Annotated in this window: 26 protein-coding genes and 2 pseudogenes; 15 read left to right on the top strand and 13 right to left on the bottom strand. The window is 38.4% G+C overall.

Features of this window, described 5'->3' with window-relative positions; all coding sequences use genetic code 11:
* The first annotated feature begins 54 nt into the window (after window positions 1-54).
* From avd (H6F45_RS00960) to H6F45_RS00935, 6 genes and pseudogenes are all read left to right on the top strand, one after another.
* A complete protein-coding gene (gene avd / locus H6F45_RS00960; protein WP_190346201.1) occupies window positions 55-405 on the top strand; it encodes a diversity-generating retroelement protein Avd in 351 nt (116 codons plus the stop codon).
* Entirely contained in the window at window positions 402-1,481 is a 1,080-nt protein-coding gene (locus tag H6F45_RS00955; protein ID WP_190346200.1) for an RNA-directed DNA polymerase, read from the top strand. Before avd (H6F45_RS00960) ends, H6F45_RS00955 begins: the two co-directional genes overlap by 4 nt.
* A gap of 100 nt (window positions 1,482-1,581) precedes the next feature.
* Window positions 1,582-1,830 (top strand): annotated as a pseudogene (locus H6F45_RS00950) (hypothetical protein); the annotation flags it as partial.
* A gap of 124 nt (window positions 1,831-1,954) precedes the next feature.
* Entirely contained in the window at window positions 1,955-2,770 is an 816-nt protein-coding gene (locus H6F45_RS00945) for a formylglycine-generating enzyme family protein (RefSeq protein WP_190346198.1), read from the top strand.
* 106 nt (window positions 2,771-2,876) lie between these two features.
* Window positions 2,877-3,089 (top strand): annotated as a pseudogene (gene avd / locus H6F45_RS00940) (diversity-generating retroelement protein Avd); the annotation flags it as partial.
* A 188-nt stretch (window positions 3,090-3,277) separates the two neighbouring features.
* The gene (locus H6F45_RS00935; protein WP_096571475.1) at window positions 3,278-3,607 is read left to right on the top strand and encodes a formylglycine-generating enzyme family protein; all 330 of its coding nucleotides are present in this window, start codon (window positions 3,278-3,280) and stop codon (window positions 3,605-3,607) included.
* Between the two features lie 47 nt (window positions 3,608-3,654).
* Here the strand turns inward: H6F45_RS00935 and H6F45_RS00930 are convergent, their stop codons facing one another.
* Complete coding sequence (locus tag H6F45_RS00930; protein ID WP_190346197.1) at window positions 3,655-5,184, bottom strand: hypothetical protein; 1,530 nt, start codon at window positions 5,182-5,184, stop codon at window positions 3,655-3,657.
* A gap of 258 nt (window positions 5,185-5,442) precedes the next feature.
* Between H6F45_RS00930 and H6F45_RS00925 the strand changes: the two genes are divergently transcribed.
* Window positions 5,443-7,053: a glycosyltransferase family 39 protein gene (locus tag H6F45_RS00925; RefSeq protein ID WP_190346196.1), complete on the top strand. Its 1,611-nt coding sequence runs from the start codon at window positions 5,443-5,445 to the stop codon at window positions 7,051-7,053.
* A gap of 109 nt (window positions 7,054-7,162) precedes the next feature.
* On the opposite strand, the gene H6F45_RS00920 is transcribed toward H6F45_RS00925, so the two are convergent.
* Both H6F45_RS00920 and H6F45_RS00915 read right to left on the bottom strand, forming a co-directional pair.
* Window positions 7,163-7,537, bottom strand: a complete 375-nt coding sequence (locus H6F45_RS00920) for a hypothetical protein (RefSeq protein ID WP_137669275.1) — start codon at window positions 7,535-7,537, stop codon at window positions 7,163-7,165.
* Window positions 7,538-7,571: 34 nt separating this feature from the next.
* On the bottom strand, window positions 7,572-7,739 hold the full coding sequence (locus H6F45_RS00915) for a transposase (protein ID WP_199291295.1): 168 nt from the start codon (window positions 7,737-7,739) through the stop codon (window positions 7,572-7,574).
* A gap of 416 nt (window positions 7,740-8,155) precedes the next feature.
* On the opposite strand from H6F45_RS00915, the gene H6F45_RS00910 reads away from it, so the two are divergent.
* On the top strand, window positions 8,156-10,060 hold the full coding sequence (locus H6F45_RS00910; protein WP_137669274.1) for a chloride channel protein: 1,905 nt from the start codon (window positions 8,156-8,158) through the stop codon (window positions 10,058-10,060).
* Between the two features lie 193 nt (window positions 10,061-10,253).
* Here H6F45_RS00910 and H6F45_RS00905 read toward each other — a convergent pair whose 3' ends face one another.
* The gene (locus H6F45_RS00905; protein WP_096571485.1) at window positions 10,254-10,667 is read right to left on the bottom strand and encodes an AbrB family transcriptional regulator; all 414 of its coding nucleotides are present in this window, start codon (window positions 10,665-10,667) and stop codon (window positions 10,254-10,256) included.
* A 398-nt stretch (window positions 10,668-11,065) separates the two neighbouring features.
* Between H6F45_RS00905 and H6F45_RS26840 the strand changes: the two genes are divergently transcribed.
* From H6F45_RS26840 to pyrR, 4 genes are all read left to right on the top strand, one after another.
* Window positions 11,066-11,197 (top strand): hypothetical protein, encoded by a 132-nt coding sequence (locus H6F45_RS26840; protein WP_277876945.1) that lies wholly within the window; start codon window positions 11,066-11,068, stop codon window positions 11,195-11,197.
* A gap of 3 nt (window positions 11,198-11,200) precedes the next feature.
* Window positions 11,201-11,644 (top strand): Rrf2 family transcriptional regulator, encoded by a 444-nt coding sequence (locus tag H6F45_RS00900; RefSeq protein ID WP_096571486.1) that lies wholly within the window; start codon window positions 11,201-11,203, stop codon window positions 11,642-11,644.
* Between the two features lie 488 nt (window positions 11,645-12,132).
* Complete coding sequence (cbiB, locus tag H6F45_RS00895; protein WP_096571488.1) at window positions 12,133-13,095, top strand: adenosylcobinamide-phosphate synthase CbiB; 963 nt, start codon at window positions 12,133-12,135, stop codon at window positions 13,093-13,095.
* A gap of 83 nt (window positions 13,096-13,178) precedes the next feature.
* Window positions 13,179-13,715: a bifunctional pyr operon transcriptional regulator/uracil phosphoribosyltransferase PyrR gene (gene pyrR / locus H6F45_RS00890; RefSeq protein WP_096571490.1), complete on the top strand. Its 537-nt coding sequence runs from the start codon at window positions 13,179-13,181 to the stop codon at window positions 13,713-13,715.
* Between the two features lie 113 nt (window positions 13,716-13,828).
* On the opposite strand, the gene H6F45_RS00885 is transcribed toward pyrR, so the two are convergent.
* The 3 genes from H6F45_RS00885 to H6F45_RS00875 form a co-directional block, all read right to left on the bottom strand.
* A complete protein-coding gene (locus H6F45_RS00885) occupies window positions 13,829-15,715 on the bottom strand; it encodes a response regulator (protein WP_137668246.1) in 1,887 nt (628 codons plus the stop codon).
* Window positions 15,716-15,731: 16 nt separating this feature from the next.
* On the bottom strand, window positions 15,732-16,178 hold the full coding sequence (locus H6F45_RS00880; RefSeq protein ID WP_137668245.1) for a response regulator: 447 nt from the start codon (window positions 16,176-16,178) through the stop codon (window positions 15,732-15,734).
* 208 nt (window positions 16,179-16,386) lie between these two features.
* On the bottom strand, window positions 16,387-18,465 hold the full coding sequence (locus H6F45_RS00875) for a PAS domain-containing protein (RefSeq protein WP_190346195.1): 2,079 nt from the start codon (window positions 18,463-18,465) through the stop codon (window positions 16,387-16,389).
* A gap of 316 nt (window positions 18,466-18,781) precedes the next feature.
* On the opposite strand from H6F45_RS00875, the gene H6F45_RS00870 reads away from it, so the two are divergent.
* Together H6F45_RS00870 and H6F45_RS00865 are read left to right on the top strand one after the other, a co-directional pair.
* Window positions 18,782-19,255: a molybdenum cofactor biosynthesis protein MoaE gene (locus H6F45_RS00870; RefSeq protein WP_190346194.1), complete on the top strand. Its 474-nt coding sequence runs from the start codon at window positions 18,782-18,784 to the stop codon at window positions 19,253-19,255.
* 230 nt (window positions 19,256-19,485) lie between these two features.
* Window positions 19,486-19,806 (top strand): hypothetical protein, encoded by a 321-nt coding sequence (locus tag H6F45_RS00865; RefSeq protein ID WP_096571498.1) that lies wholly within the window; start codon window positions 19,486-19,488, stop codon window positions 19,804-19,806.
* A gap of 53 nt (window positions 19,807-19,859) precedes the next feature.
* On the opposite strand, the gene H6F45_RS00860 is transcribed toward H6F45_RS00865, so the two are convergent.
* From H6F45_RS00860 to H6F45_RS00850, 3 genes are all read right to left on the bottom strand, one after another.
* Window positions 19,860-20,156 (bottom strand): DUF2103 domain-containing protein, encoded by a 297-nt coding sequence (locus H6F45_RS00860; RefSeq protein WP_096571500.1) that lies wholly within the window; start codon window positions 20,154-20,156, stop codon window positions 19,860-19,862.
* A gap of 6 nt (window positions 20,157-20,162) precedes the next feature.
* Window positions 20,163-20,486: an ATP-dependent Clp protease adapter ClpS gene (gene clpS / locus H6F45_RS00855; protein ID WP_137668242.1), complete on the bottom strand. Its 324-nt coding sequence runs from the start codon at window positions 20,484-20,486 to the stop codon at window positions 20,163-20,165.
* 381 nt (window positions 20,487-20,867) lie between these two features.
* Window positions 20,868-21,128 (bottom strand): type II toxin-antitoxin system HicB family antitoxin, encoded by a 261-nt coding sequence (locus H6F45_RS00850; RefSeq protein ID WP_137668241.1) that lies wholly within the window; start codon window positions 21,126-21,128, stop codon window positions 20,868-20,870.
* Between the two features lie 119 nt (window positions 21,129-21,247).
* Between H6F45_RS00850 and H6F45_RS00845 the strand changes: the two genes are divergently transcribed.
* A complete protein-coding gene (locus H6F45_RS00845) occupies window positions 21,248-21,685 on the top strand; it encodes a DUF29 domain-containing protein (protein ID WP_096571504.1) in 438 nt (145 codons plus the stop codon).
* A 55-nt stretch (window positions 21,686-21,740) separates the two neighbouring features.
* Here H6F45_RS00845 and H6F45_RS00840 read toward each other — a convergent pair whose 3' ends face one another.
* The 3 genes from H6F45_RS00840 to H6F45_RS00830 all read right to left on the bottom strand — a co-directional run bounded on the left by H6F45_RS00840 (window position 21,741) and on the right by H6F45_RS00830 (window position 24,580).
* Complete coding sequence (locus H6F45_RS00840) at window positions 21,741-23,741, bottom strand: FAD-dependent oxidoreductase (RefSeq protein WP_190346193.1); 2,001 nt, start codon at window positions 23,739-23,741, stop codon at window positions 21,741-21,743.
* Window positions 23,742-23,915: 174 nt separating this feature from the next.
* Window positions 23,916-24,233: a helix-turn-helix transcriptional regulator gene (locus H6F45_RS00835; RefSeq protein ID WP_190346192.1), complete on the bottom strand. Its 318-nt coding sequence runs from the start codon at window positions 24,231-24,233 to the stop codon at window positions 23,916-23,918.
* Window positions 24,234-24,247: 14 nt separating this feature from the next.
* On the bottom strand, window positions 24,248-24,580 hold the full coding sequence (locus H6F45_RS00830; protein ID WP_190346191.1) for a type II toxin-antitoxin system RelE/ParE family toxin: 333 nt from the start codon (window positions 24,578-24,580) through the stop codon (window positions 24,248-24,250).
* Between the last annotated feature and the right edge of the window lie 270 nt (window positions 24,581-24,850).

The following is a 24,850-nucleotide window of genomic DNA, read 5'->3' as shown; positions in this document are numbered from 1 at the left end:
CGAGCGAAGCGAGCTTTAAAAAATTTTTTTGAATTTTTACCCTTTTGAGCAAAAATGAACGAATTACCAATTATTCAAAAAACCTACGATTTAATTAAGTGGTATGTGCCTATTCTTAACCGCCTACCACAGAATCATAAATTTATGCTAGGTAATAGGATAATTACTGGACTTTACGATTTATTAGACGCTTTAATTATTGCTAAATATGCTGTTGATAAAGTAGAGCAATTACAGTCATTAAATAGTAAACTAGATATATTACGTCATCAAACCAGGTTATTATTAGATTTTGAATTGATTAAAATAAAACGTTATGAATATGTGACACAACTAATCAATGATATTGGTACGGATTTAGGTGCATGGATTAAACAACAACGTAAACGGCAAACATCATCATGAAACGACATGATAATCTTTGGTCACAAGTCACAGAGTTTGAAAATATCTTTACAGCAGCTAGACAAGCACAAAAGGGAAAACGATTTCGAGATAATGTTTTAGAATTTAATTATAATTTGGAAACAGAATTAACACAGATTAAACATGAATTAGAAACTCAAACCTATCAACCAGGGGAATATCACACTTTTCACATCGTAGAACCCAAAAAACGGATGATTTCTGCTGCACCTTATCGAGATAGGGTAGTACATCATGCTTTATGTAATATAATAGTTCCCATTTTTGAACGGACATTTATTCATGATTCCTATGCGAATAGAGTAGGTTTTGGTACTCATCGCGCTTTACGCAGATTTACTAAATTTGCTCGTTCTAGTCGTTATGTGCTGCAATGTGATATTTGTAAATATTTTCCCAGTATTGACCATGAAATTCTTAAATCTCTTGTGCGGCGAAAATTGAAATGTCAAGAAACACTATGGTTAATTGATAGAATTATTGATAACAGCAACGAACAAGAAGCTATTGTTAACCATTTTCCAGGTGATGATTTATTTACCCCCTTACACAGAAGACATGGTTTACCCATTGGTAACTTGACTAGCCAATTTTTTGCTAATATTTACCTGAATGGATTTGACCATTTTGTCAAGGAAGATTTACACGCCAAAAAGTATATCCGTTATGTAGATGATTTTGCTTTATTTGCAGATGACTGGGAATTTTTAGTTAATGCTAGAGCAGCAATAGAAAATTATTTAGTTAAATTAAGATTGAAAATTCATCCTATTAAAAGTCAATTATTTGCAACTTCTAAAGGAGCGAATTTTCTGGGATTTCGGGTTTTACCTGATAGGATTCGTGTCAGAACCGAAAATTTAAGACGTGCGAGAAGAAGACTCAGACAAATGCAGCAAGATTTTGTGCAAGGGAAAATAGGAGAAGAGAAAATAAAACAATCAATTCAAAGCTGGTTTGCTCATTTAGAACATGGTGATACCTGGAAATTACGCCAACATATATTAGCAAGTTTGGTTTTACCGGAGGATATTTACCATCAATTTTGTTGTTAATGTGAGTGTGATGAACCCCACCCCCAACCCCCTCCCCGCAAGCGAAGAGGGGGCTATTACATAACTTATTATATAATTTTGTTACCATAATAAATGGGACAGGCAACCCCGAATGCTGCGCGGTGGTTCTTGGAACAACAATCCTGAAAATTGCCGTTCGGCGCGTCGCAACTATAATGATGCGGGCTTCGACAACAACAACAACGGTTTTCGTGTTGTGTGTGGTGCTGCGTGCGCTCTTTTATTCCAGAACTGGCGGATGGGAATTCGTCGGGCGCGTATAAAAAGAGTCCAGACCTGTTCCAGTGATGTTGGTGACGACATCCGAAAATCAAACTGGGTGGGTTAGCTTAGTAAGCTTGCTGAAAGGTTGCCTCACCCTATAATAATTAAAATAAATTATCCTGTTAATCCTAAAATCCTGGACATCCTGATTCTGACATAATTACTTATTTTCTATTAATTTTCTAACAATGCCCAAAACTATTATTAATCGCCATAAAAAAACCGCCCGATATTTTATAGAAAACTTAGGAAACGACATTGAATTAGAAATGGTGCTAATTCCTGGGGGAACTTTCATCATGGGTTCACCAGAAAATGAAGAGGGAAGTGGTAGCAGCGAAAGACCGCAACACGAAGTCACTATCAAACCCTTTTCAATGGGTAAATATCCCATTACCCAGGCGCAATGGCAAGCGGTAGCACAGTTACCTCAAGTCAACAAAGAACTAAAACCAGACCCATCGGAATTTAAAGGAGCAAACTGCCCTGTAGAAAGGGTTTCTTGGCATGATGTGGTGGAGTTTTGCGCTAGACTATCAAACTACACCAAAAGACCCTACAGACTGCCCAGCGAAGCGGAATGGGAATATGCTTGTCGTGCAGGAACAATCACACCCTTTCATTTTGGCGAGACAATGACAACGGATTTAGCAAATTATGATGGTAACAAAACTTATGGTAAGGGAACAAAAGGAGTTTATAGAAAAAAAACCACAGAAGTAGGCAGTTTTCAAGTAGCAAATGAATTTGGGTTATATGATATGCACGGCAATGTGTGGGAGTGGTGTGAAGATGATTGGCATAATAATTATGAAAATGTACCTGCGGATGGTAGCGCATGGATAAGCGGCGAGTCTAATAATGACGAAAAGGTGCTGCGCGGTGGTTCTTGGTACTCCCTTCCTGGGTATTGCCGTTCGGCGCGTCGCTACTCTTTTGCTGCGGGCTTCGACGGCAGCGACGACGGTTTTCGTGTTGTGTGTGGTGCTGCGTGGACTTTGTAGCCCTTTATACTCTTGCCCTTTTGCCCTTTACCCTTCTTTCCTCTACCCTTAGCGAGCGAAGCGAGCTTTAAAAAATTTTTTTGAATTTTTACCCTTTTGAGCAAAAATGAACGAATTACCAATTATTCAAAAAACCTACGATTTAATTAAGTGGTATGTGCCTATTCTTAACCGCCTACCACAGAATCATAAATTTATGCTAGGTAATAGGATAATTACTGGACTTTACGATTTATTAGACGCTTTAATTATTGCTAAATATGCTGTTGATAAACTAGAGCAATTACAGTCATTAAATAGTAAACTAGATATATTACGTCAATTAAAATAAATTATCCTGTTAAGCTGTTACACAGCTAAATTGTATAATCCTAATATTCTGAACTCTTGTTTAACAGGCAAGATGCCTGTTCCACTTATACAAATTAAATGCACAACAGCTTAATCCTAAAATCCTGGACATCCTGATTCTGACATAATTACTTATTTTCTATTAATTTTCTAACAATGCCCAAAACTATTATTAATCGCCATAAAAAAACCGCCCGATATTTTATAGAAAACTTAGGAAACGGCATTGAATTAGAAATGGTGCTAATTCCTGGGGGAACTTTCATCATGGGTTCACCAGAAAATGAAGAGGGAAGTGGTAGCAGCGAAAGACCGCAACACAAAGTCACCATCAAGCCCTTTTCAATGGGCAAATATCCCATTACCCAGGCACAATGGCAAGCGGTAGCACAGTTACCTCAAGTCAACCAAGAACTAAAACCAGACCCATCGGAATTTAAAGGAGCAAAACGCCCTGTAGAAAGTCACAAAGTGCAAGCTTTTTGAGGATCATAGCACCTAAAACCAGGCGGGCAGCGCCGCAATGATATCAATTAATCTGCATCTCGATTTCTAGCTGATTTTGTTGATTTACCACCAGCATTGCGAACATTCATAACTTTACTCAGTAAATCAAACCAAAAGGGCGCTCCCATTGCAATAGCTACACCACTGACTATCCAACCAGATAACATGGTTAATAAACTGATTATAGGTACGCTATTGATCTTCGTTGGATTCCAACCAATTTGATCTTCTAAGTTTTCATTTGTCCAACCTATTGGTAAACTAATTTCCTCTAAAATCTCCTTAGTGTCAAGATTTTTGAGGTTGGAAGGATCAGATTGTTGATCTATAGTTTGCACAGCTTTATAAACAATTGCTTCTCGCAAAACTGTATCTTTCGATAAGCGATCAATGATATGAAATGTATCAGCATTAGCACCAAAAGCGAGGAGAATACCAATTAAAATAGCGACTCCTTTAGCATTTCGTTTGTAAACACCACCTGCTCTTTGCATAGAACTATCAAAAGAATTCTCAATTTCTCTCCGTAATATTTCAATACCTTCCTCTGTACTTTTAGCCTTGTATTGCGCTCGCTTGGCTATGTTAGCAATATTTCTCTTCATGCCATCTGGTAAGGTATCTATTAATTCTTTAATGGTTTTATGGCTTTGACTATTTTTATCTTTAAGAGTGATTTGAATTTCCTCAACAACAGTATTACTTGTGTCTAGTAATTGGACAAGTTCGTTCATGTTAGGTTTTAAACCACCGATGATAATTGCTTCTTCAACACTGGGAAAAATGTGTTTTTGTAAAGCTTGCAGTCGCTTCCAAGTTTCTATTAGTATGGGATTTTCATTTTCTATATTCGCCTGAAAGTTATTGATGTATTTATCCAAGCTATCCTGCATTTGACTAACGCTTGTATTTATATCAAACTTGTACTTTTTAAAATCTTCAACAATTTCTGTATATTCTGAAGTGAGAGTTGCTAAATCATCTTTAATATCCTGGGCAATATACTTTGGTAATTCTGTTTCTTGGATTTGTCTGAGTGAGCGAGTTAAAATTGTTTGTAATTCTTGTAACCTTTGGTTTTTAAATTTTTCTAGTCTTACTTCTGTTAGACTATGGATGATTTGTGGCAGTTGTAATTCTTCTAAAAGACTTGTAGCGAAAGTATCACTCTGAATATAAGAAGGCGCACTTTTATCTTGATTAAAAGTCTTATGATTTACCTGTGATTTATTTATTGTTCTTCCGATCTTACTAGTTATATCACCCATAAACCAAGTGAATTTTCTTGGTAACTGGGATAAAATGCCTTTAGCTTCTTGGTTAATACTTTTAATTAAAGGATTGCTATAAATTTTGTTGACCATATCAATTATATCCTTGGCTTCTGAATTTTTAACATCTCCAGCCAAGAAAATTTCGATTGATTTTTTTAAATGTGCAGCACGCCATTGCAGGATTGTAGCAATCAATTCTTGAATTTCGGAAGCTAACAAGCTTAAAATCAGGTAAATAAAAATTAAACCCAGGGCGATATCTAAAATGACAGGTAGGCGCATTTTCCAAACTCCTTCAGCGTAATTGACCAATTTAACCTTGTATTCTTTATATCATTTAATTGGCAAAAATCTTGTTAAATTGTTTAAAAAATAACTAAAAAATTTTTATGCAAAAAATTATTATTTTTCAGAGAAAACTGAGGTAATTTGGGATCTAGCCATTGCTTGTGAAAATAGTTTGTGAAGGTATGGCAAAATTGGAGATTCGCTCTGGTCTCTATGGAATCAAACCAGTGAGTAAAATGATTAGCATAGAATATGCAAGAAGGACGCTATATTGGGACTCATCTAGAAAAACAGCATCGCACCTCTGGCAGATGGATGGATGGACTATGGTTAATAGGATTGCTGTTGGTGGCAATATTGCTGTTTAGCATCAATCTTGGCGGACTGCCGCTCACAGATTGGGATGAAGGGACTGTGGCACAAGTTGCTAAAGAAATTTGGCGTGCCAAAGCAGGTTCTATGCACTGGCTTTACCCTACCTTGGGAGGTGAACCATACTATAACAAGCCTCCCCTCATGCACTGGCTAATTGCTTGGGCTTACTCCCTGGGTGGTGTGAATGAATGGACAACTCGCCTACCTGGAGCTATACTGACAGCCATTTCTGTGCCTTTGCTGTATTGTATTGGTAGAGAAATATTTCGCCTCCGTTGGGCTGCGGTTTATAGCGCCTTGATTTATCTGACGATGTTGCCAGTAGTGCGTCATGGCAGATTAGCAACGCTAGATGGCGTAGTGGTAAGTTTGTTAATGGTGATGATTTTCTGTGTGTTGCGATCGCGCCGAGACTTGCGTTATTGTCTTGGTGTCGGTATCAGTTTTGGGCTGATTTGCCTAACTAAAGGCATAGTGGGCATATTTTTAGGTGCTATTGCTGTAGTTTTTCTCTTTTGGGATACACCAAGATTACTCACCAGTTACTACCTGTGGACAGGAATCTTCATCGGTATTTTACCAGTATTGGGTTGGTATGTTGCCCAACTACTGCGCTATGGTTATCCTTTCTCTCAAATTGATTTAGACGATCAAACCTGGAATCAGATTGCTGCTGCTAATGGTCAGCCTGAAGCTTCTTGGTATTATTTCCTAGAAATTCTCAAATGGACATGGCCTTGGCTGGTATTTTTACCGCAAACTGTGGGCTTTACCTGGGAAAATCGCAATTTTAGCTGGGCTAAACTGATCCTAGTTTGGATTAGTGTGTATTTACTACTTATTTCTCTGGTTAGCGTCAAACAGCCTTGGTATATTTTACCAATTTATCCCAGCTTTGCTTTAGCCTGTGGTTTCTTTTTAACTCAGAGTGAGAATTGGCGTTTATTCTCATCCTATCCCCGTGCTTGGATAACCAGTTTTGCAGTCTTGGCTTTGGTAGCGTCTGCGGCTAGTATTTATCTAAGTTGGGGTAGTGCAGGTACAACAGACTTGCAGATGATTTTGGCCGCCGTAGCTTTGACTATGACTTTAGCAGCAATTTTGGCAGAACGAGGCGATCGGCAATTTTGGCAAATTTTAATTTGGGGAAGTTATATTTCTCTGTTGTTGTTGATCAAATCTGACTACTGGATGTGGGAACTAGGAGAAGCTTATCCAGTCAAGCCTGTGGCAGCAATGATAGCACGTGCCAATCCGGCAGTTCAGAAAATCTACACATCTTTTCCTTACCCTCGTTCATCCTTGAATTTTTATAGCGATCGCACCATTATTCCTGCTTCCCCCGGCGATCTGCAATATCATTGGCAGTATGATGTGCAGCCCTATTTGCTTGTGAATGCTTCTGCTTTAGAAAATCTCCAATTCCCATCTCTTAAAGTAGTGGGAAAATCCGCCGGTTGGCAATTGATTACAAAAGACACTCAGTAAATCATCCAGGCAGGAGGCAGGAGGCAGGAGGCAGGGGGCAGGAGGCAGGGGGCAGGAGGCAGGAGGCAGGAGGCAGGGGGAAGTTAATAACCCAATGCCCAATCACCAATCACCAATCACCTGTCACTTTCTCACTTCCTGGAAGCAGTTCCTGTTTATACTTTGTGCTGTCCTGGGTGATAGCAATTGTAGTAAATAAAATTGCACCTCCCATAGCTAAAGCCAACAAATAACGTTTGAAAAGCGGCAAATCTCTAATCATCCTGGCTAAAGGTCGGCTTTGACGACGCAACGCCGAGGAGATAAGAATTTTTTTCCAAGTAAACGGATCACGGACGTAGTGACCACTTTTACAAACTACGAGTTTTTCCTGACAATAAGGACAAATAAATAATCCGATATAAGTCTTAACAGGCTTAGTCCTGTTATTTCTTTGGCAAATCGGACAAGTAACATAATTATTATCAAAGGTGTGTATATTCATCTAGAGCTTCCGCCTAGTCCATTTACTGATTCATTTACGCTGAACATTTCTGAGCATTGATTGACAAAGCTCGAACTGTAACGATAGCAATACCATCATTACTGACGGTAAAGGAGGAATCCCTCAAAGCACGCAACATAATATTACGTGCGCCGTTAGCATCTCTCGGTGTTTGCGCTCCACAATTCGGGCATTGATGCACCTTAGAGCCGCTTAATTTAGAGTGATCTTTCTATAACAATAGCTATATTCACTAAGAAGTATGGCTGAAATCAAGTTCTGATCTCAGGAGGTAGTAGGGGCAGGAAGTAGGAGGTAAGAGGCAGGAAAACGAAAAATATTACCTGTTCTCTGTTCCATCTGATAGCTGATAGTGAATACTCAATCTATCTCCCCATCACAACTACTCACTGTGATAACTAACAACTTGTATTAACTAATAATTCTCTCCTATTTCAACTATTCTGATCATAAAAATTTTAACTGCTTGTCTGAGTTGATGAAAACTGTGTATATGAAGGATATCAACCATACTTGTCTGGTTGCTTAATCATGGCTCACAATAATAATTAACCAATAAAAAAAATAAATTTTTTCTTACATTTACACCGTTTTTCCATGACTCTCTTGCCTCCTACACAACTGAGGAAAGTAACTCAGCCAGTTGCCTTTCCCACATCTTCTGCTCGTTTAACTCATCTGATCAATCGTCTTCAGCCATCCCCGGAAACAGTGGTGCTGTTTTTAGCCATGCTCATTGGTGGTGGTACGGGTATGGGTGTGGTCACTTTTCATTATCTCATCGAGTTGATTCATCACTTGATGCTAGAAAATTTTTTGGGACAGATAGGAGTCTGGGGTGGTTGGACTTTAGCTTGTGTTCCTACCCTGGGCGGATTAATTGTAGGCTTAATGCGTTGGCGTACTGAAGATTTTGGACCTGGACTTTCATCTTTAATTGCTCTATCTCAGGGTAGAGAAGTTAAGCAACAATTACGACCTGTTACTAAGATGATAGCTGCTGCTGTTTCTTTAGGTAGTGGTGCATCTTTGGGTCCTGAGGGTCCTAGTGTGGAAATAGGTACTAATTTTGGGGTGTTGTTATCAGATGTACTGCAAGTTTCTCAAGAGAGGCAGCGGTTACTGTTGGGTGCTGGTGCTGCTGCTGGTTTAGCAGCTGGATTTAATGCTCCCATTGCTGGGGTATTTTTTGCTTTAGAGGTGGTTATGGGGGCTACTTCTTTTGCTACTTCTGCCGTCAGTGTGGTCTTACTTGCAGCGGTAGTAGCAGCTTTAATTGCTCAAATTGGTTTGGGTTCTCAACCTGCTTTTGCTTTACCTGCTTATCAAGTTCGCAGTCCTTTAGAATTACCGCTTTATCTGGGTTTAGGTTTGGGTGCAAGTTTGGTAGCTTTGACTTATACACAATCTATTAGTTTAGGTAAAGCTTTTTTTAGCGGACGCTTTCAAGGGTTTCAATTTTTGGGCAAGATTCCTAAACCTATTCAACCAATTATTGGTGGTTTAATAGTTGGTTTAGTGGCTTTGCAATACCCACAAATTTTAGGTATTGGTTATGGAACTGTGCAAGCAATGTTGCAAGATCAAGAGTTTTCCTTGAATTTGTTACTTGTACTTATAGGGTTGAAACTGCTGATGACGGCTGTTAGTTCTGCTAGTGGTTTTGTAGGTGGTTTGTTTGCGCCTGCCATGTTTTTAGGTGCATCCTTTGGATCTGCCTATGCTAAAGTTTTGGCTTTGATAGTTCCCGGAGTTGCTGAATATATGGCTGCTCCTCCAGCTTATGCAATGGTGGGTATGGCTGCTGTTTTGGCGGGTAGTGTGAGAGCGCCTTTAACAGCTATTTTAATGTTGTTTGAATTAACTCGTGACTACCGAATTGTTTTACCTTTGATGGCTGCGGTGGGTTTAAGTGTCTGGTTAGTAGAAGGAATTAAACCAACTGTTAATTCTAATTCCAATCTACAACAGATTGGTCTTTCGGAATTGAAAGATGAGCAAGTGGAAATTGTACAGCAAATTTCTGTGGCAGATGCTATGCACTCTTATCCTAAAAAAATGCCGGCAAATCTTGGGGTTTTAGAAGCTGCTATGGAAATGATCCGCGATCGCTCACCCAGTGCTTTAGTCATTGATGCCAATGAACAATTAGTCGGTATTATTTCTCTGGACGATATTAACCGCACTCTTTCTCTTTGGGAAAATTACCAACATTCTCCTGGTGAAATACAGCCTAATTTTTCTAGTCAAACACTCATAGATATTTGTACGACTGATATTCTCTATGCTTGGCAAGATGAACCTTTATCTGAAGCTTTAGATCGTATGGCGCTGCGAGGTTTGCATCAGCTACCAGTGGTAGCAAGAAACAACCCCGACTGCATTTTAGGTTTACTCGAAAAAGAGCAAATCGCTTTAACTTGCAATTTAGCAGCTACGCGCAAAGCTTTACAGCACTATTTACCAATGTTGCCAACAACCGATATAGTTATTGGTCATTAGTCTTTGGTGATTAGTGATTGGTGATTAGTGATTGGTGATTGGTGATTGGGGAAGAGGTTTTTAACTGCTGACAACTGATAACCGATTGGTTAGTACACAAAAATCAATAACTGCAAGTCTGGGTTTAGCATTGCTAAACCCCTACAGCTGACAACTGATGTTCTAGCTGAAAACCTCTACAACTAAATTTTGATTAAGCTGTAGCTTCTTCTACTTCACCATCTTCTCTGTCTTCTGGATCTACTTGGCGTAGTCGAATATGCTTCTTGCCTAAAGTAATGATAAATTCATCTCCAGGTTTAAGATTCATCTGTTTTGTATAAGCTGAACCTATGAGTAAATTGTTGTTAGACTGCACGCTAATTCTATAGCTGGCACTGCGTCCACCACGGCCATTAGCACCTGGTGTACTGTCCAACTCAATGCCCTCGGCATCAATTAAGGCATTCAAGAATTTCATCATATTCACGCGCTCTATACCATTTTTGGTAACAGTATAGTAGCCACACTGTTTAGCTTTCTCTTCCTTGCTTTCGTTCTCTAGCTCCTTAACTTTTTGGAGCAGTTCTTCACCAACAAGGGGTTCATTTTTTTTCTGTTTAGGCATCAACTTTGGTCGGAATTAAATGATTGAAGTGGTTGAATCGATTTTATTTTAACTGATACTGAGCTAACAGGAACAGAGTCCTTTATTTTTTTATCTCAGCATAGCCAAGTATATTACACTCTTATCAGAAATTGTTGCACAATTATCAATCTTGTCAAGATATTTTCTAAAATAAAATTCTGATCATGCTCAGAGAGAGATATATATAGTTTGTGAATTACTGGTAAACTGTATTTGTTTAAGTTTTTTAAAGTAACGTAAAAAAGTGGTTTGCTAAATAAAGATGATTTTCAAGTCTTTAGTTATTAGTCATTAGTCAGGAGTTCAAGGAGTCAGGAGTTCAAGGAGTCAGGAGTCAGAATAATTTTAGATTTTAGATTTTAGATTTTAGATTGGAGTTGACAAAAACAATCCAAAATCCTTTCATTGTATCCCCAGTCCCCAGTCCCCAGTCCCCAGTCCCTAGTCACCAGTCCCCAGTCCCCAGTCCCCAGTCCCCAGTCCCCAGTCCCCAGTCACCTATTCCCTAATAAATGAAACTAACCACGAGAGGACACTATAGCGTTAAGGCATTGCTGGATTTAAGTTTACAGCCGAAATATGGACCTGTATCTGTCAGAGCGATCGCTAAACGTCAAGATATTCCTGCTCCCTATTTGGAAAAGCTGCTAATAGAAATGCGTCGCGCTGGGTTAGTCAACTCAATTCGTGGCAGTGTTGGTGGCTATCAATTAGCAAGAGAACCTGCACAAATTTCCATAGGACAAATTTTAGAGGCTGCTGGGGAAAATATGACTCACATACCTCTGAACAGTCCACCACCTGCTCAAGCGGAAGATTGGGTAACTTTTACTCTGTGGCAAAGACTGAACCAAAAGTTAAAAGAAGCTTTGTATAGTATTACTCTGGCAGACCTTTATTATGATGCGCGAAGTTGGCAAGCATCTCTAGGGGAAGAAGCAAGTTTTGTAGTTTAGTCAGTTGATTGGTGACTGGGGACTGGGGACTGGGGACTGGTGATTGGTGACTGGGGACTGGTGACTGGGGACTGGTGACTGGTGATTGGTGATTGGTGACTGGGGACTGGGGACTGGGGACTGGTGACTGGTGACTGGTGACTGGTGACTGGGGACTGGTGATTGGTGATTGGTGATTGGTGACTGGGGACTGGGGACTGGTGACTGGTGACTGGTGATTGGTGATTGGTGATTGGTGACTGGTGATTGGTGACTGGGGAAGATTAATAACCCAATGACTAATGACTAATAACTAATGACTAATAACTAATAACTAATGACTAATGACTAATGACTAATGACTAATAACATCTATATAAGTACCCAGGCAAAATTAATTGCACATAGTTATTGAAGAAAAAATCTCTGTAAACCTTACCTGTTCCCTGTTCCCTTGCTTCGGCTACGCTCAGCACAAGGTTCCCTGTTCCCTGTTCCCTCTCCTAACTATGAAATTTATTTTGCACGACTACTTATTAATTATTGCGGCTTTGTTAGATTACCTAATTGGTGATCCTTGGGGTTGGCCTCATCCCGTGCGAGTGATGGGTTGGTTAATTTCTGGTTTAAGTAAATTTTTTCTGCAACACTGTCAAAGTTCTCAAATACAACGTCTAGCTGGAATTGTACTTGCTATTATCCTCATTATTGGCAGCGGTTTATCTGGTTGGTTAATAGTTCAAATTGCTAGATGGTTACATCCATTTTTAGGAATTGTGGTGGAGAGCATTTTTTTAGCTAGTTGTTTTGCTCTTCATAGTTTGCGGAAAGCTGCTTTAGATGTTATCCAACCTTTAACAAAAGGTAACTTAGAATCAGCACGACAGATTTTAAGTAATTATGTAGGTCGGGATACGGAAAATCTCTCAGAAACAGAGGTTTTACGAGCAGTTCTGGAAACGGTGACAGAAAATGCTACTGATGGGGTCATGGCTCCTTTGTTTTATGCAATTGTGGGTGGATTAATACCATTGGTTGGACCTGTTCCTTTAGCACTAGCATATAAAGCCAGTAGTACCTTAGATTCAATGGTAGGTTATCGAGAAGCACCTTATACTTATATTGGTTGGTTCAGTGCTAAGTTAGAAGACTGTTTAACTTGGTTTCCTTGTCGGTTAACAGTGATGACTTTGGGATTTTTATCAATTAAACCTTTATATGTTTGGCGTATTTGTCGTCGGGATGCTATTCAAGATCCAAGTCCTAATTCTGGTTGGAGCGAGTGCGCCTATGCTGCTATTTTAGGTGTGCAGATGGGAGGTATAAACTGGTATCGTGGAGTAGCTAAACATAAACCACTCTTGGGAGATGCTATTTATCCCATTACCCCAACTTCGATTTCCCAAGCTTTACAATTAACTCGATATTCGTTTTTACTGTGGTTGGGGGTAGGAATATTGTTAATTTTATGAATAGGGAATAGGTATATTGAATTTAAAATTTAGAATTTATTTCTTCCCAATCACCAATCACCAATCACCAATCACCAATCACCATGTCTACCAAAGTAGTTGAAATTCTCTCATCTGAAGAACTGCGTCGTACTTTAACACGTCTCGCGTCTCAAATGGTGGAACGGACGCGAGATTTGTCACAATTGGTACTTTTGGGTATTCATACTAGAGGTGTGCCGTTAGCCAATTTATTGGCACGTCAAATAGAAACTCTTGAAGGTATCAGTGTGGATGTGGGAGCATTAGATATTACATTCTATCGTGATGATTTAGATAAAATTGGTTTAAGAACTCCAGCGAAAACCGATATACCTTTTGACTTGACGGGGAAAACTGTTGTTTTGGTAGATGATGTCATTTTCAAAGGTAGGACAATTCGTGCGGCTTTAAATGCAGTTAATGAGTATGGTAGACCAGAGGTGATTCGTTTGGCTGTATTAGTAGATAGGGGTCATCGGGAATTACCTATTCATCCTGATTTTGTGGGTAAAAAATTGCCTACTGCTAAGGAAGAAATTGTAAAAGTTTATTTACAAGATGAGGATGGAAGGGATGCAGTGGAGTTAATTGGTAATTGAATTTGATTGGTGATTGGTGATTGGTGATTGGTGATTGGTGATTGGTGATTGGTGATTGGTGATTGGTGATTGGTGATTGGGAATAATATTTATTACCTATTACCTATTACCTATTACCTATTAACTGCGCTAATAGTTTGTAATAATTGAGTTGCTGTAAAAGGTTTGCACAAAAAAGCTTTTACACCCATATCATAAACTGCGTTAACTTTATCGCTGGGAGCTAGTCCGCTAACAGCAATAATTTTGATATTGGGATTAATTTTTTTCAGGGTACGGATGCTGGTGAGTCCATCCATTGATGGCATGAATATATCAGTTAAAACTAAGGCTATTTTATCACGATGTTCTACATATAAGGCAATAGCTTCAATACCATCACGGGCAGTAATTACTTGATAATTATAGCTTTCAAGTGATGTTTTTGTAATTTCACAAATAGCAGATTCATCATCGACAACTAATATCATTTCTCCATTACCTTGCGGTAAAGATATTTCAGTTTCTTCTATAATTTCGGTTGTATCTTGTGCTGGTAAATAGATTTTAAATTGACTGCCTTTTTTTTCTTCACTATAAACATTGATAAAACCACCATGACTTTTGACAATTCCCAATACTGTAGAAAGACCTAAACCAGTACCTTGTCCAAATTCTTTGGTAGTAAAAAATGGTTCAAATATCCGGTCTATCATCGTAGATTTAATACCAATTCCTGTATCAGTCACAGTAATGACAACATAAGGTTTAGCTTGAGCATCAATGTGGATTTGGGCGTAATTTTCATCAACTAAAAGATTTTCGGCAGTGATTGTTAATGTACCACCGTTGGGCATAGCATCACGGGCATTAACACATAAATTCATTAACACTTGATGTAATTGAGTAGCATCACCAGATACAGTCCAAAGATTTTGGGGAATTTGGGTGATAACTTCCATGTTTTTAGGAAATGTTTCTTGAATAATTTGCTGAATTTCAATGAGTAAATGTTTGAGTTGTAAAAGAGTGCGATCGCCATCCATTCCCTTAGCAAAAGATAATACTTGTTTAACTAAATTTGCACCGCGTTTAGCATTGCTAATTAATATAGGTATTAGTCGTCGAGCGCGTTCGTCCTTCACTTGAGTTTCCAAAATTTGCGCTGTCATTAAAATAGGTGCGAGGACATTATTTAAATCGTGGGCAATACCACTAGCTAAAGTGCCTATACTTTCTAGTCTTTGGGTGCGGAGAAATTGCTGTTCTAATTGCTTTTTTTGGGTAATATCAGTGTTAACAACTAAAATAGATTGGGGCTTGTTTCCAAATGCGGGTACTAAAGTCCAACGACTAGCAACGATTATTGTTTTACCACATTTGCTAATTTGCTCCAGTTCTCCTTCCCAAGAACCATGTTTAAGGAGTATTTTTAATGCTTCTGAAATTTGAGAAAAAATTTTTTCTGGACAAAGATGCTGGATTTTTTTTGTCAGGGCTTCTTCTGGACTCCAACCATATAGATGTTCAGCGGCTTTGTTCCAAAATAAAATTTTGTCATCTAAATCACCTACAAAGATAGCGTCTGTAGCGACATCAAGTAAAGCTGCTTGTTGGCGAATTTTGTGTTCTGTTTGTTTGCGTTCAAGGGCGTAGCGGATTGAACGTTCTAATAAAGGTGCAGTTAATTGACTTTTTTCTAAATAATCGGCTGCTCCGGTTTTCATAGCTTCCAAATCTATTTCTCGATCTCCTTGACCTGTAAGTAAAATAAAAGGACAATTACAACCATTATGAATAGCTTCACTCAACAGTTCTAAACCATTATCTGCCCCTAAACGATAATCTACTAAATAGATATCATGTTGGTGTCGAGCGATCGCTTCCCTAGCTAATTGATAACTTTCCACCCATTCTAACTCACAACCAGTTACTTGAAATTCCCGAAACCAATCACGAGTTAGAATATAATCATCTTCATCATCATCAATTAACAAAACTTTAATGAGTCTGTCATTCATGATCGCCTCTTACTGCTTATAGGGGCAGTTCTACAATTTCAAACCAGTATTTTCCTATAGTTTTCATCACCTCAACTAAGGATGTGAAATTTCCAGGTTTTTGAATAAAGGAATTTGCCCCTAAATTGTATGTATTATATATATCTTCTTCTGTGTTAGAACTTGTCATGACTATAACGGGAATGATCCGGTGTTGGGGGTGATTTTTAAGTTCTTTTAGTACCTCCAATCCATGTTTTTTCGGCATATTTAAATCCAGGAAAATTAAACCTGGTCGCGGTGCTTTATTCACATCAGTATACAAGCCACGATGAGATAAATAATCCATCAATTCTTCACCATCCTTGACGATATGTAGTTTGATAGGCAATCGGCTTTCTAGCAAAGCATCATGAACTAATAAGCTATCATCATCGTCGTCATCAGCCATTAAAATGGTGACTTTTGGTTGCCGATCTTTCACTCCTAATGTCTCCTTTTTACTCATTACAAGTATTAATTAATTATTCAATTATTCCTAAGCATTCAGTTGTATTTTTCAGCCGCTTGCTGAGGACTGACTGCCCTGGGTTGAATGCTGACAATTATCGAATTGCCTGCAACTGCTGCCCACATTTGTACAATTAACATCATTTTGGGGTGTAGTAGTAATCCATCTCTGGGAGGAAAAATTAGAGATGAGAATTAATTGGTAAGGTAATAATAAATTTTGCTCCTTGTCCTGGTTGACTTTTTGCTGTAATAGTACCGTGATGGCGTTCAGTAATTTTGCGACAGATAGCTAAACCGATGCCCGTACCTTCGTATTCACTGCGACTATGCAACCTTTGAAAAACATTGAAAATGCGGTCAAGATATTTTTCTGGAAAACCAATACCATTATCTTCAACAATAATTTGATAATAGGTGTTACCAACGGATAAATCATCAATATCATTGTTGAAAAATTGACCATATATTTTGATCACGGGTGGTTGATTTGGACGATGAAACTTGAGGGCATTACCAATGAGATTTTGCAGTAATTGACGCATTTGTAAAGGATCACCTTGAATAATAGGTAATTCCCCTATTTCAATTTGTCCTCTAGTTTGCTGGATACTTACTTCTAAATCAGATAATACTTCTTGGGCAATTTGTGTTAAATTTACTGCTACATAAGGCTGCGCTCTAGTTGTGACTCGTGAAAGTGTCAATAAGCCTTCAATTAATGTTTCCATTCTCAAGGCTGCATTTTGCATTCGTTGTAAATAATCTCTTCCCTGTTCACTTAAAAATTCTCCACAAGTGACTTGCAACCTTTCAGCAAATGTTTTAATTTTCCGCAGTGGTTCTTGTAAATCGTGAGAAGCAATAAAAGCAAATTGTTGCAGTTCTTCGTTAGAACGAGCTAGTTCTTGTCGTTGCTTGGTTTCTTGTTCTAAAATCAAACTTTGTGCTAAAGCTATAGCAATTTGATCTGCAAGTTGTCGCAAGAGTCCAATTTCCCAGTTAGTCCATTGACGGGTATGTAAACATTGATGGGCAACTAGCAAACCCCAAAATTGATTTTGGCGAAAAATAGGAACGACAAGGTTAGCTTTAACTGCAAATTGTTGCAGAAATTCTACATGACAGGGTTGAATCTCTGCTTTCTCGATGTCGCTAATAGCACTAATTCGCCCCTGACTGTATTGTTGGATATAATTTTCACTGAAACAAGGATCATTAATTTTCTGTCCGAGAACAACAGGTAAACCGGGAACTACAGCTTCTTTGACTGCGAGGAAAGAACCATTCCCATTCAGTTGTAAAATTAATACTCGATCTGCTTGGAGTAGCTTTTGTACTTCGGTAACGCTGGTTTGGAGGATATCCTCTATTTGTAAAGATTGCCGAATTTTCAGGGTGATATTGGCGAATAATTGCGATCGCAAGTTTTGTCTTTGTAATTCTGCTTCGGCTCGTTTGCGATCAGTCATATCCATCATGAACCCAATCATCCGCACTGGTTTATTTGTTTGGTCTTGAACAATATAACCACGGTCAAAAATATAGGCATAAGTACCATCTCTACGCAAAAAGCGGTATTCATTCGACCAAAATTGTTTATTACTATCAATTACAGCACGTAAATCAGAATTAATTCGTTGTCTATCATCTGGATGTATTCTTTCACGCCACCAATTTACATCTAAATACAATTCTTCGGATGTATAACCAAAAAGTGACTGTACTGATTGATTCCACCATACTTGATTGGTGAGTAAATCCCAATCCCTCAACACATCATTAGTAGCCAGTGCAACTATTTTAAATCTTTCTTCACTTTTTTTGATTGCTTCTTTTATTCTTTGATGCTCAATTTGTTTACGCTTAGTAATATCCATAGATACCCCACATATTTGTAAGGGTACTCCTGATAAGTCTTTTCTCACTGCACCTTTACTAGCTAACCAGCGAATACTACCATCAGCCAAAACTACACGAAATTCAATTTCAAATGCTTCTCCGTCTTCAATAACTTTTTGATAAGTGCGGTTCACCAATTCTCGATCTTGGCTATGAATGCAGTTTAAAATAGTTTGATATGTGTGATGATAATGATCTTTATCTAAACCAAAAACACTTTCCAGATTATCCGATATGGTAATTTTATTGGTTGGGATATCGAAAGTCCAGATGCTGATGCCAGTTGCTTCTAATACCATCTTAATTTGTGTTTCCCAGTGATGCACTTGCTCACTTTGTCCTGGTATTTTTTTAGTCATTGAAAATCCGTTCTCCATTGCCAGTAGGCAGCTGATCGCTTTATAATAACGACAATTTTTAACAACTACTTAGGGGTTGCTGAGAAAGTCTTTCCGTGAGGGCATAGGAGTCAGGAGTCAGGAGTCAGGAGTCAGGAGGAGATTGGAAAATTTCTTTGCCATCTCTTGAAATCCCAAAAAATGCACACTTTTTCCGGTATACCCTTCAAAACCCTTGCACTAATTTCTGTGTTTATCAGCCTCTAACCTTTGATATATCAAGGTTTTAGGTTTATTCAGCAAACCCTACTTACGTAAAATTGCATAAAAATTAGTTATGAAAACTCCATGTTTCCTGACCAAACCCAAAGCTGAAGATAGTTTTGGCATTACTTTGGCTCCATTATTTCTTGAGGAAATATATACCAAAGCCGATGATCCAGCTAATGGTGCAGTAGTAGTAATGAGTGGGATGGTTCGTAATCAAACAGATGGTAAAGCTGTGGTAGCTTTAGAGTATCAAGCTTATGAACCGATGGCTTTACAGGTATTTTATCAAATTGCCACTGATATTCGCAGCCAATGGCCGGATGTGAATCGAGTAGTCATATATCATCGGATCGGGCGGTTAAAAATTGGGGAAATTAGTGTTTTAGTAGCCGTGGGATGTCCCCATCGCAGTGAGGCGTTTGCAGCTTGTCAGTATGCTATTGATACTCTTAAACACAATGCACCAATTTGGAAAAAAGAACATTGGCAAGATGGTTCTAGTTCCTGGGTAAGTATTGGTGCTTGTGAACAAGAATGTTGAGGTTTTTTCGGTTAAGCCCAAAAAATCTCATGAGGGGATGCTGAATAAATATTACCATCTTGCATCCTGCTATAATTAGCAAAAGATTTTGTTAAGTATCTTAACAAGTAGAGAGCTTTTTGTTGCAATCATTTACATTATTTCAGTTTGTAACTATTTTGTGTAACCTCAAGGAATATGCCTTTAGACTAATGACGATATGGACATCATTCAGACAGGAATAAAGGCAAATGTGTTTAGTAAACTTCTTTTGTCATGAGTTTGTAGTTGCTGTTTCTGCCGTAGCTTGTATGGTTGGTTTGTTGTTGCTGTGGGATAGTAAACAAGAAACCAGTGAAGCACAAGTAACAGAAGAAACGCTGTTGAGAATGAGTTTTAGTTATTGGTTAGTTTACTGTCTTGCTTTTGGCATTGAGAAAATGGTTTTACCCCATTGGGAAGGTTTAACCATGACTCTAAAAATTACTACAGCTTTGTCATATTTTTTAACATTTTCTTGTATTTTAAGTTTGCCATTACATAAATTTGCTGTACATGAAGTTGAAGAATAGTCAAACATCAAAAGAGGAGCTTTTTAAACTCCTCTCCTGATTATTTGTGATCTTCATGAAATTTTCATAGCCACAGCGATCGCATTTTCCAATTGATCCTGTGATAACTGAGTGAGAACAAAAACCTCTTGCACTGTTTTACCCTGGCGTGCAATAACTTTATAACCCCCACGAATGGGTACAGACACGCGCAATTTCATTTGTGGCGCATGACCTTTAACTCTACCAATTACAGCAGGTGTGACAGTAGTGACCCCATGCTGTTGACACAACCGTTCTAAAATAGGAATGAGTCCGGGAAGGTGGGTAGAATGATTCCAAACAAGTCTACCATCAGTGGGTTTACTCATGATGGTTTACGCAGCTTCCAGAGGTGCCATTGTTAACCCAGCGCGGCGCAACTGTTGATGATATAGTTCTGCTGGTTCTTGGGGACCTACCCAAACTATGGCTTGTCCTTCATAATGTACTTGGTTAGTTAGTTCCCAAGCGCGATCGCTCGACATTCCCGGAATATACTTCACTAAACATTCAGCCACGTGCTGAAAAGTATTGAAATCATCATTTAAGACAATCACCTTATAATTAGGATAGGTTTTCCGAGTAACTTGACTCACCCGATCCGGTGTTACAGTTGGTGCTGAGGCCATTCCATAAACAGTTGCAAGTCTTGTCTCCATAAATAAACTACATTTTCCCAAAAAACACTTCAAATATCTAGTTTAATTGGAAAGAGGTGACAGGTGACAGGTGACAGGTGACAGGTGACTGGTGACAGTGAAGAAAATGATAAGCTTTTCACAGAGATTCCCATTCTTCCCTGGTAATATTAGCTTGACGTAAGATTCGACCCAATAAACTAGGACTGATATCAGCTTGATGAGGGTTGGGAATTGTGAGCAAGTCCTAAGTTGACAATTTCATAGACAAAACTATACTTGTATTGACAAAAATCAATTTAATCATATATTGATGTTTGCCACCAGGAAATAGTCCATCAAAACCCAAAATTTTGGGATAATTAATTAGATCACGCCGCTTAACTGGACCCCAAGGAGGCATTAAGCTACCTCCTGATTAATATTAATATTAATATTAATATTAATATCAATATCATCTAAAATTGGTAAAGTATGACCTAGACGCAACCCTAAAATTATCCAACCTTCCAGAGTATTTTGTAACTCTTCCCTACAATTCTCTAAAGTTGTACTATTTGCCCATACACCAGAACATTCGGGAATTTCTGCGTAAAAAGTCCCATCTTCCAACAACTCATAAGTTGCTTTGTGCATTGCTTTGTGAATGTAATCTATTAACATTGCTGATGTTTTACAAAAAAATACTTCAAATATCTAGTTTACTTTATGGTTGGGTTGAGAATTGACAGCAGTTAAGCAAGACTACAATAAAGAATATATAAACTAATAACAGGTGAAAAATGAACACCTTTGAATTATATACAACAGACTTTCATGCTTGGACTCAAGAACAAGTTAATTTACTCAAAACTCAACAATGGCATACATTAGATACTGTGAACCTCATTGAAGAACTGGAAACCTTGGGAAGAAAAGAAAGACAAGAATTGAGAAATAGACTAGCAGTGTTGTTAGGACATCTATTAAAATGGCAATTTCAAGCCGAAAAACGTACTAACAGTTGGTTGAGTACAATTAAAGAACAACGTATTCAAATTAAACTACTTTTAGAAGATAGTCCTAGTCTAAAACCCTATTTAGAGGAAATGTTTCTCACAGCTTATGAACTCGGTTTAGCATTAGCAATACGGGAAACTCAACTTGGGGAAAAAGTATTTCCAGAAATATGTCCTTACACCTGCGAACAAACCCTCAACTCGGAATTTTTACCAGAATAGGTGACTTGTGACTGGTGACTGGGAAAATACAAATAATTTCTCCCCATTACCCCACTTATCGCCATTTTTCCCAATTTTGATTAAAAATAGAAGTATCAGGAAAAGCAGTAGGATTACCGTTTTTCTCTAAAATACCTTTTAAAACCTGTAATTTTGGTTCTAATCTCGGTAAATCATCAACTAACTGATAAGGTGCTATATTTTCCTTCAATGCAAAACTAGCTACAGTTCCCGCAGCAGCACCAGCAGACCATTCAAAAGAATGCACCCGATAAGCAGCAGCAGCTATGTGACTGGTAGCAATACTTTTACCCCCTACTAATAAATTATCAATTTTTTGGGGAATCATTGCTCTCAGGGCAATTTGAAAAGGATAAGCGTTACCTGCACCCCGTCTTTCTCCCGGACGTTCTATATTACCAGGTGCTTCTGGTGGACTGTTCAACATACAGGGGTGAAAGTCTATAGCGTAGTGACCGATACCCACAGCATCCGGGAAAATAGTGGAACGGCGACGCTTTCTTGCGTTATTTGGACTGACTTCACCCCTAATTACTAATATTGCTTCTATACCTGCTAGTGTCGCTTTTAACTGACGGTACATATCTGCGGGCAGAGTTTTCCGGTAATATTCATCATGATAATTATGGCGAGAAATATCAACTTCCCAAATACCAAACCCTTGGGGTTGTCCCCAACTGGGACGGCCAATAATGCGTCTTCCTTCACGCATATAAGGATATTTTGATAAACCAGATGCAGTTCCCATTGGTGAATTTATACCAGTTAATAAACGGTTATTCGGGTGGGTTTGTTTCACATTTGCACCGAGTTGAGAGTCAGTAGTTCCCGCGACTAACCAGTAATAATAAGCCAGAGCTTTTTCCTCTCCTTTACGGAGGGTTTCGGTTCTTAGTCCTCCTTTCCAGCCACCGGGTTGTAATTGACCAGTAGCTTGTAATTGTTGACGAGTATAAATTAAATTATCCTGTGCTGTTCCTGGTCGGTAGTCATTACCCCAAGTCCAGTTTTGCATAGATATATCCCCAGGTGTAGGAATTGTAAAATTAATACCACCGAATCTAGTTTGTTTACCTTTTTGGGGACTCCAAATACGACGATAGGTAAAAACTAAATCAAAATTGGCTAATCTTGATAGTTCATAACTAAAATATGGGGCATATTGATGATAAAATGGGGGCATGATTTGGGGTTGTGGTTCTTTAGTTGCCTCCATTGCAAAAGTATATGTAAAACCTTGGGTACAATAGGGATCATTTGTAGTGCTAGAAGATGAAGGTTCAAGATAGGAAATCGGATCAATTCCTAAACGATAAGGTACATCAGCTAAAGCAATAATTTCTCCAGTTTCACTGGCATCTATAACGTACCATTGATTATTATTTTTCTGTGATTGTTGGGGTAGAAAATGAATGATGGTTTTATTAAACCGGGAGGAATTTTGATAACTATAAGCATCTTCTATGGTTTGGGAAAGGGTGAATGTGTTTAAAGGTGGTGCGTTTTTTGCTGGTTGATGTTGAATGGCGATCGCACTATTGATAATTTTACCATCTGCACTAATTTGTAAATCTTTAATTACCGTATTTGGGAATAAATGTAATTTTCCTCGACCCTGTTTTTCTGCATCTTTCAACATTTGGGAAATGATATTATGAGCATCACGGGGAAGAAAACAGGAGTCACTTACCCAACAGTCACCGGGGTTAAGTTGATGATATTTTTGTTGTATGCGGTTTCGTAATTCTAAATATCCACGAGAATAGAATTGTTTTTCTCTTTGAGTTGGTCTTTCATCTAACGCAGATGTACCTTGAGAGGAAATTTGTCCTCCTAACCAGTCGGTAATTTCTGTGAAACAAACGGTGTTTCCTGCGAGTAAACTTTCGTAAGCTGTCGCAACTCCAGAAAGTCCACCACCGACAACGAGAATTTCACAGTTGACGGTTTTATCTGGGTTTCTGGGTGGGGTTGCGGTGACGGAGTAGGGTGTGAGGAATGTGGTTAATAGGGTTATGCTGATGAGACGTTTCATGGTTGATGCAATATGTCTACTATGTCATTTTGTAGACGGTGGTTCTGGGGGAAAGGTTCTTGGTGGGTTTAGATGAGATAATTAAAGTTATACCCTCACAGATAACTTTTTCAGCAAACCCTAAATAGAATCTAGCGTTTAAGGTTAGCTGGAAAAAAGCTAACCAAAATGACTTCACCTCGTAACACTAGCAATTACCTGACCAATATCCTGGGGAGTTGCACCAGTAGCTAACATCGCACGTATCAATAACTCAATCGAAACAGAAGCATCTCCATTTTCTGCATTAGCAATTCTAGGTTGGCTAGAATGAAGTTTAGCTGCTAAATCAGCCTGAGTCATTAAATTTTGTCTTCGTTCTTTCAAACTGCGACTTAGAGCTAATTTAATTTCTACTAACGCTGCTTCCTCTGGAGTTAATTCCAGGAATTCTGCGACTGTTCCAATTTTCCAACCTTTAGCTTCAAGACGTTCTCTTTTTGAGTTATCCATAAAATTTTATCCTCTCAATCTCTGTCATATTTACTTAATCTTTTCTTACAGGTATCAATCACACTATCTGGTGTTTCTGTTGAACTTTTGTTAAATACTTCGACAATTAATATCGCATCATCATCAATTCTGTAAATGATTCTCCAATTCTTATCTACATCTCTGACCCTTAACTCGTGACACCGTGATCCAATACTTGGCATTGGTCGAGAATGAGGCATTCCCAGATTTTCACCTTGCTGTAACTTTCTCAGTAGTACACCAGCCTCTATTCGTGCTGCTTCAGTAAATGGCGGAGTTTTAACTTCCCCGTGTAGCCAAACTAGAGATTTATCAGTTTGTGCCATATCCTAATTATATCAAATATGATATATTTTCGCACAAAAATTGAAAAATACAACTATTTTTATTTTTTGTTACTTGGAAATTGATCCTTTTGGGAATATAAAAATTATCACACCTCAAATATTTATTAATCAACTATAATTACAATTCCTATACTTTTATACACTTTCATCAAACACCAAGCTGATTGAGAGATACCTTGTTTTCCCCTAATCTGCTAATATCAAACAACCAGTCCGAAAACCAGTTACCCTAAATTGATAATCTATCAT

Origin of the sequence: Sphaerospermopsis sp. FACHB-1194, assembly GCF_014696235.1 — a bacterium.
GTDB lineage: Bacteria > Cyanobacteriota > Cyanobacteriia > Cyanobacteriales > Nostocaceae > Sphaerospermopsis > Sphaerospermopsis kisseleviana.
The sequence above is the reverse complement of the archived record's forward strand: the minus strand, read 5'-3'. Positions and strand labels throughout refer to the sequence as shown.

Excerpts from the sequence above, each read along its gene's own strand:
- avd (WP_190346201.1), top strand. The coding sequence starts at position 55 with ATGAACGAATTACCAATTATTCAAAAAACCTACGATTTAATTAAGTGG.
- H6F45_RS00955 (WP_190346200.1), top strand. The coding sequence starts at position 402 with ATGAAACGACATGATAATCTTTGGTCACAAGTCACAGAGTTTGAAAAT.
- H6F45_RS00945 (WP_190346198.1), top strand. The coding sequence starts at position 1,955 with ATGCCCAAAACTATTATTAATCGCCATAAAAAAACCGCCCGATATTTT.
- H6F45_RS00935 (WP_096571475.1), top strand. The coding sequence starts at position 3,278 with ATGCCCAAAACTATTATTAATCGCCATAAAAAAACCGCCCGATATTTT.
- H6F45_RS00930 (WP_190346197.1), bottom strand. The coding sequence starts at position 5,184 with ATGCGCCTACCTGTCATTTTAGATATCGCCCTGGGTTTAATTTTTATT.
- H6F45_RS00925 (WP_190346196.1), top strand. The coding sequence starts at position 5,443 with ATGCAAGAAGGACGCTATATTGGGACTCATCTAGAAAAACAGCATCGC.
- H6F45_RS00920 (WP_137669275.1), bottom strand. The coding sequence starts at position 7,537 with ATGAATATACACACCTTTGATAATAATTATGTTACTTGTCCGATTTGC.
- H6F45_RS00910 (WP_137669274.1), top strand. The coding sequence starts at position 8,156 with ATGACTCTCTTGCCTCCTACACAACTGAGGAAAGTAACTCAGCCAGTT.
- H6F45_RS00905 (WP_096571485.1), bottom strand. The coding sequence starts at position 10,667 with ATGCCTAAACAGAAAAAAAATGAACCCCTTGTTGGTGAAGAACTGCTC.
- H6F45_RS00900 (WP_096571486.1), top strand. The coding sequence starts at position 11,201 with ATGAAACTAACCACGAGAGGACACTATAGCGTTAAGGCATTGCTGGAT.
- cbiB (WP_096571488.1), top strand. The coding sequence starts at position 12,133 with ATGAAATTTATTTTGCACGACTACTTATTAATTATTGCGGCTTTGTTA.
- pyrR (WP_096571490.1), top strand. The coding sequence starts at position 13,179 with ATGTCTACCAAAGTAGTTGAAATTCTCTCATCTGAAGAACTGCGTCGT.
- H6F45_RS00885 (WP_137668246.1), bottom strand. The coding sequence starts at position 15,715 with ATGAATGACAGACTCATTAAAGTTTTGTTAATTGATGATGATGAAGAT.
- H6F45_RS00875 (WP_190346195.1), bottom strand. The coding sequence starts at position 18,465 with ATGACTAAAAAAATACCAGGACAAAGTGAGCAAGTGCATCACTGGGAA.
- H6F45_RS00870 (WP_190346194.1), top strand. The coding sequence starts at position 18,782 with ATGAAAACTCCATGTTTCCTGACCAAACCCAAAGCTGAAGATAGTTTT.
- H6F45_RS00865 (WP_096571498.1), top strand. The coding sequence starts at position 19,486 with ATGTGTTTAGTAAACTTCTTTTGTCATGAGTTTGTAGTTGCTGTTTCT.
- H6F45_RS00860 (WP_096571500.1), bottom strand. The coding sequence starts at position 20,156 with ATGAGTAAACCCACTGATGGTAGACTTGTTTGGAATCATTCTACCCAC.
- clpS (WP_137668242.1), bottom strand. The coding sequence starts at position 20,486 with ATGGAGACAAGACTTGCAACTGTTTATGGAATGGCCTCAGCACCAACT.
- H6F45_RS00850 (WP_137668241.1), bottom strand. The coding sequence starts at position 21,128 with ATGTTAATAGATTACATTCACAAAGCAATGCACAAAGCAACTTATGAG.
- H6F45_RS00845 (WP_096571504.1), top strand. The coding sequence starts at position 21,248 with ATGAACACCTTTGAATTATATACAACAGACTTTCATGCTTGGACTCAA.
- H6F45_RS00840 (WP_190346193.1), bottom strand. The coding sequence starts at position 23,741 with ATGAAACGTCTCATCAGCATAACCCTATTAACCACATTCCTCACACCC.
- H6F45_RS00835 (WP_190346192.1), bottom strand. The coding sequence starts at position 24,233 with ATGGATAACTCAAAAAGAGAACGTCTTGAAGCTAAAGGTTGGAAAATT.
- H6F45_RS00830 (WP_190346191.1), bottom strand. The coding sequence starts at position 24,580 with ATGGCACAAACTGATAAATCTCTAGTTTGGCTACACGGGGAAGTTAAA.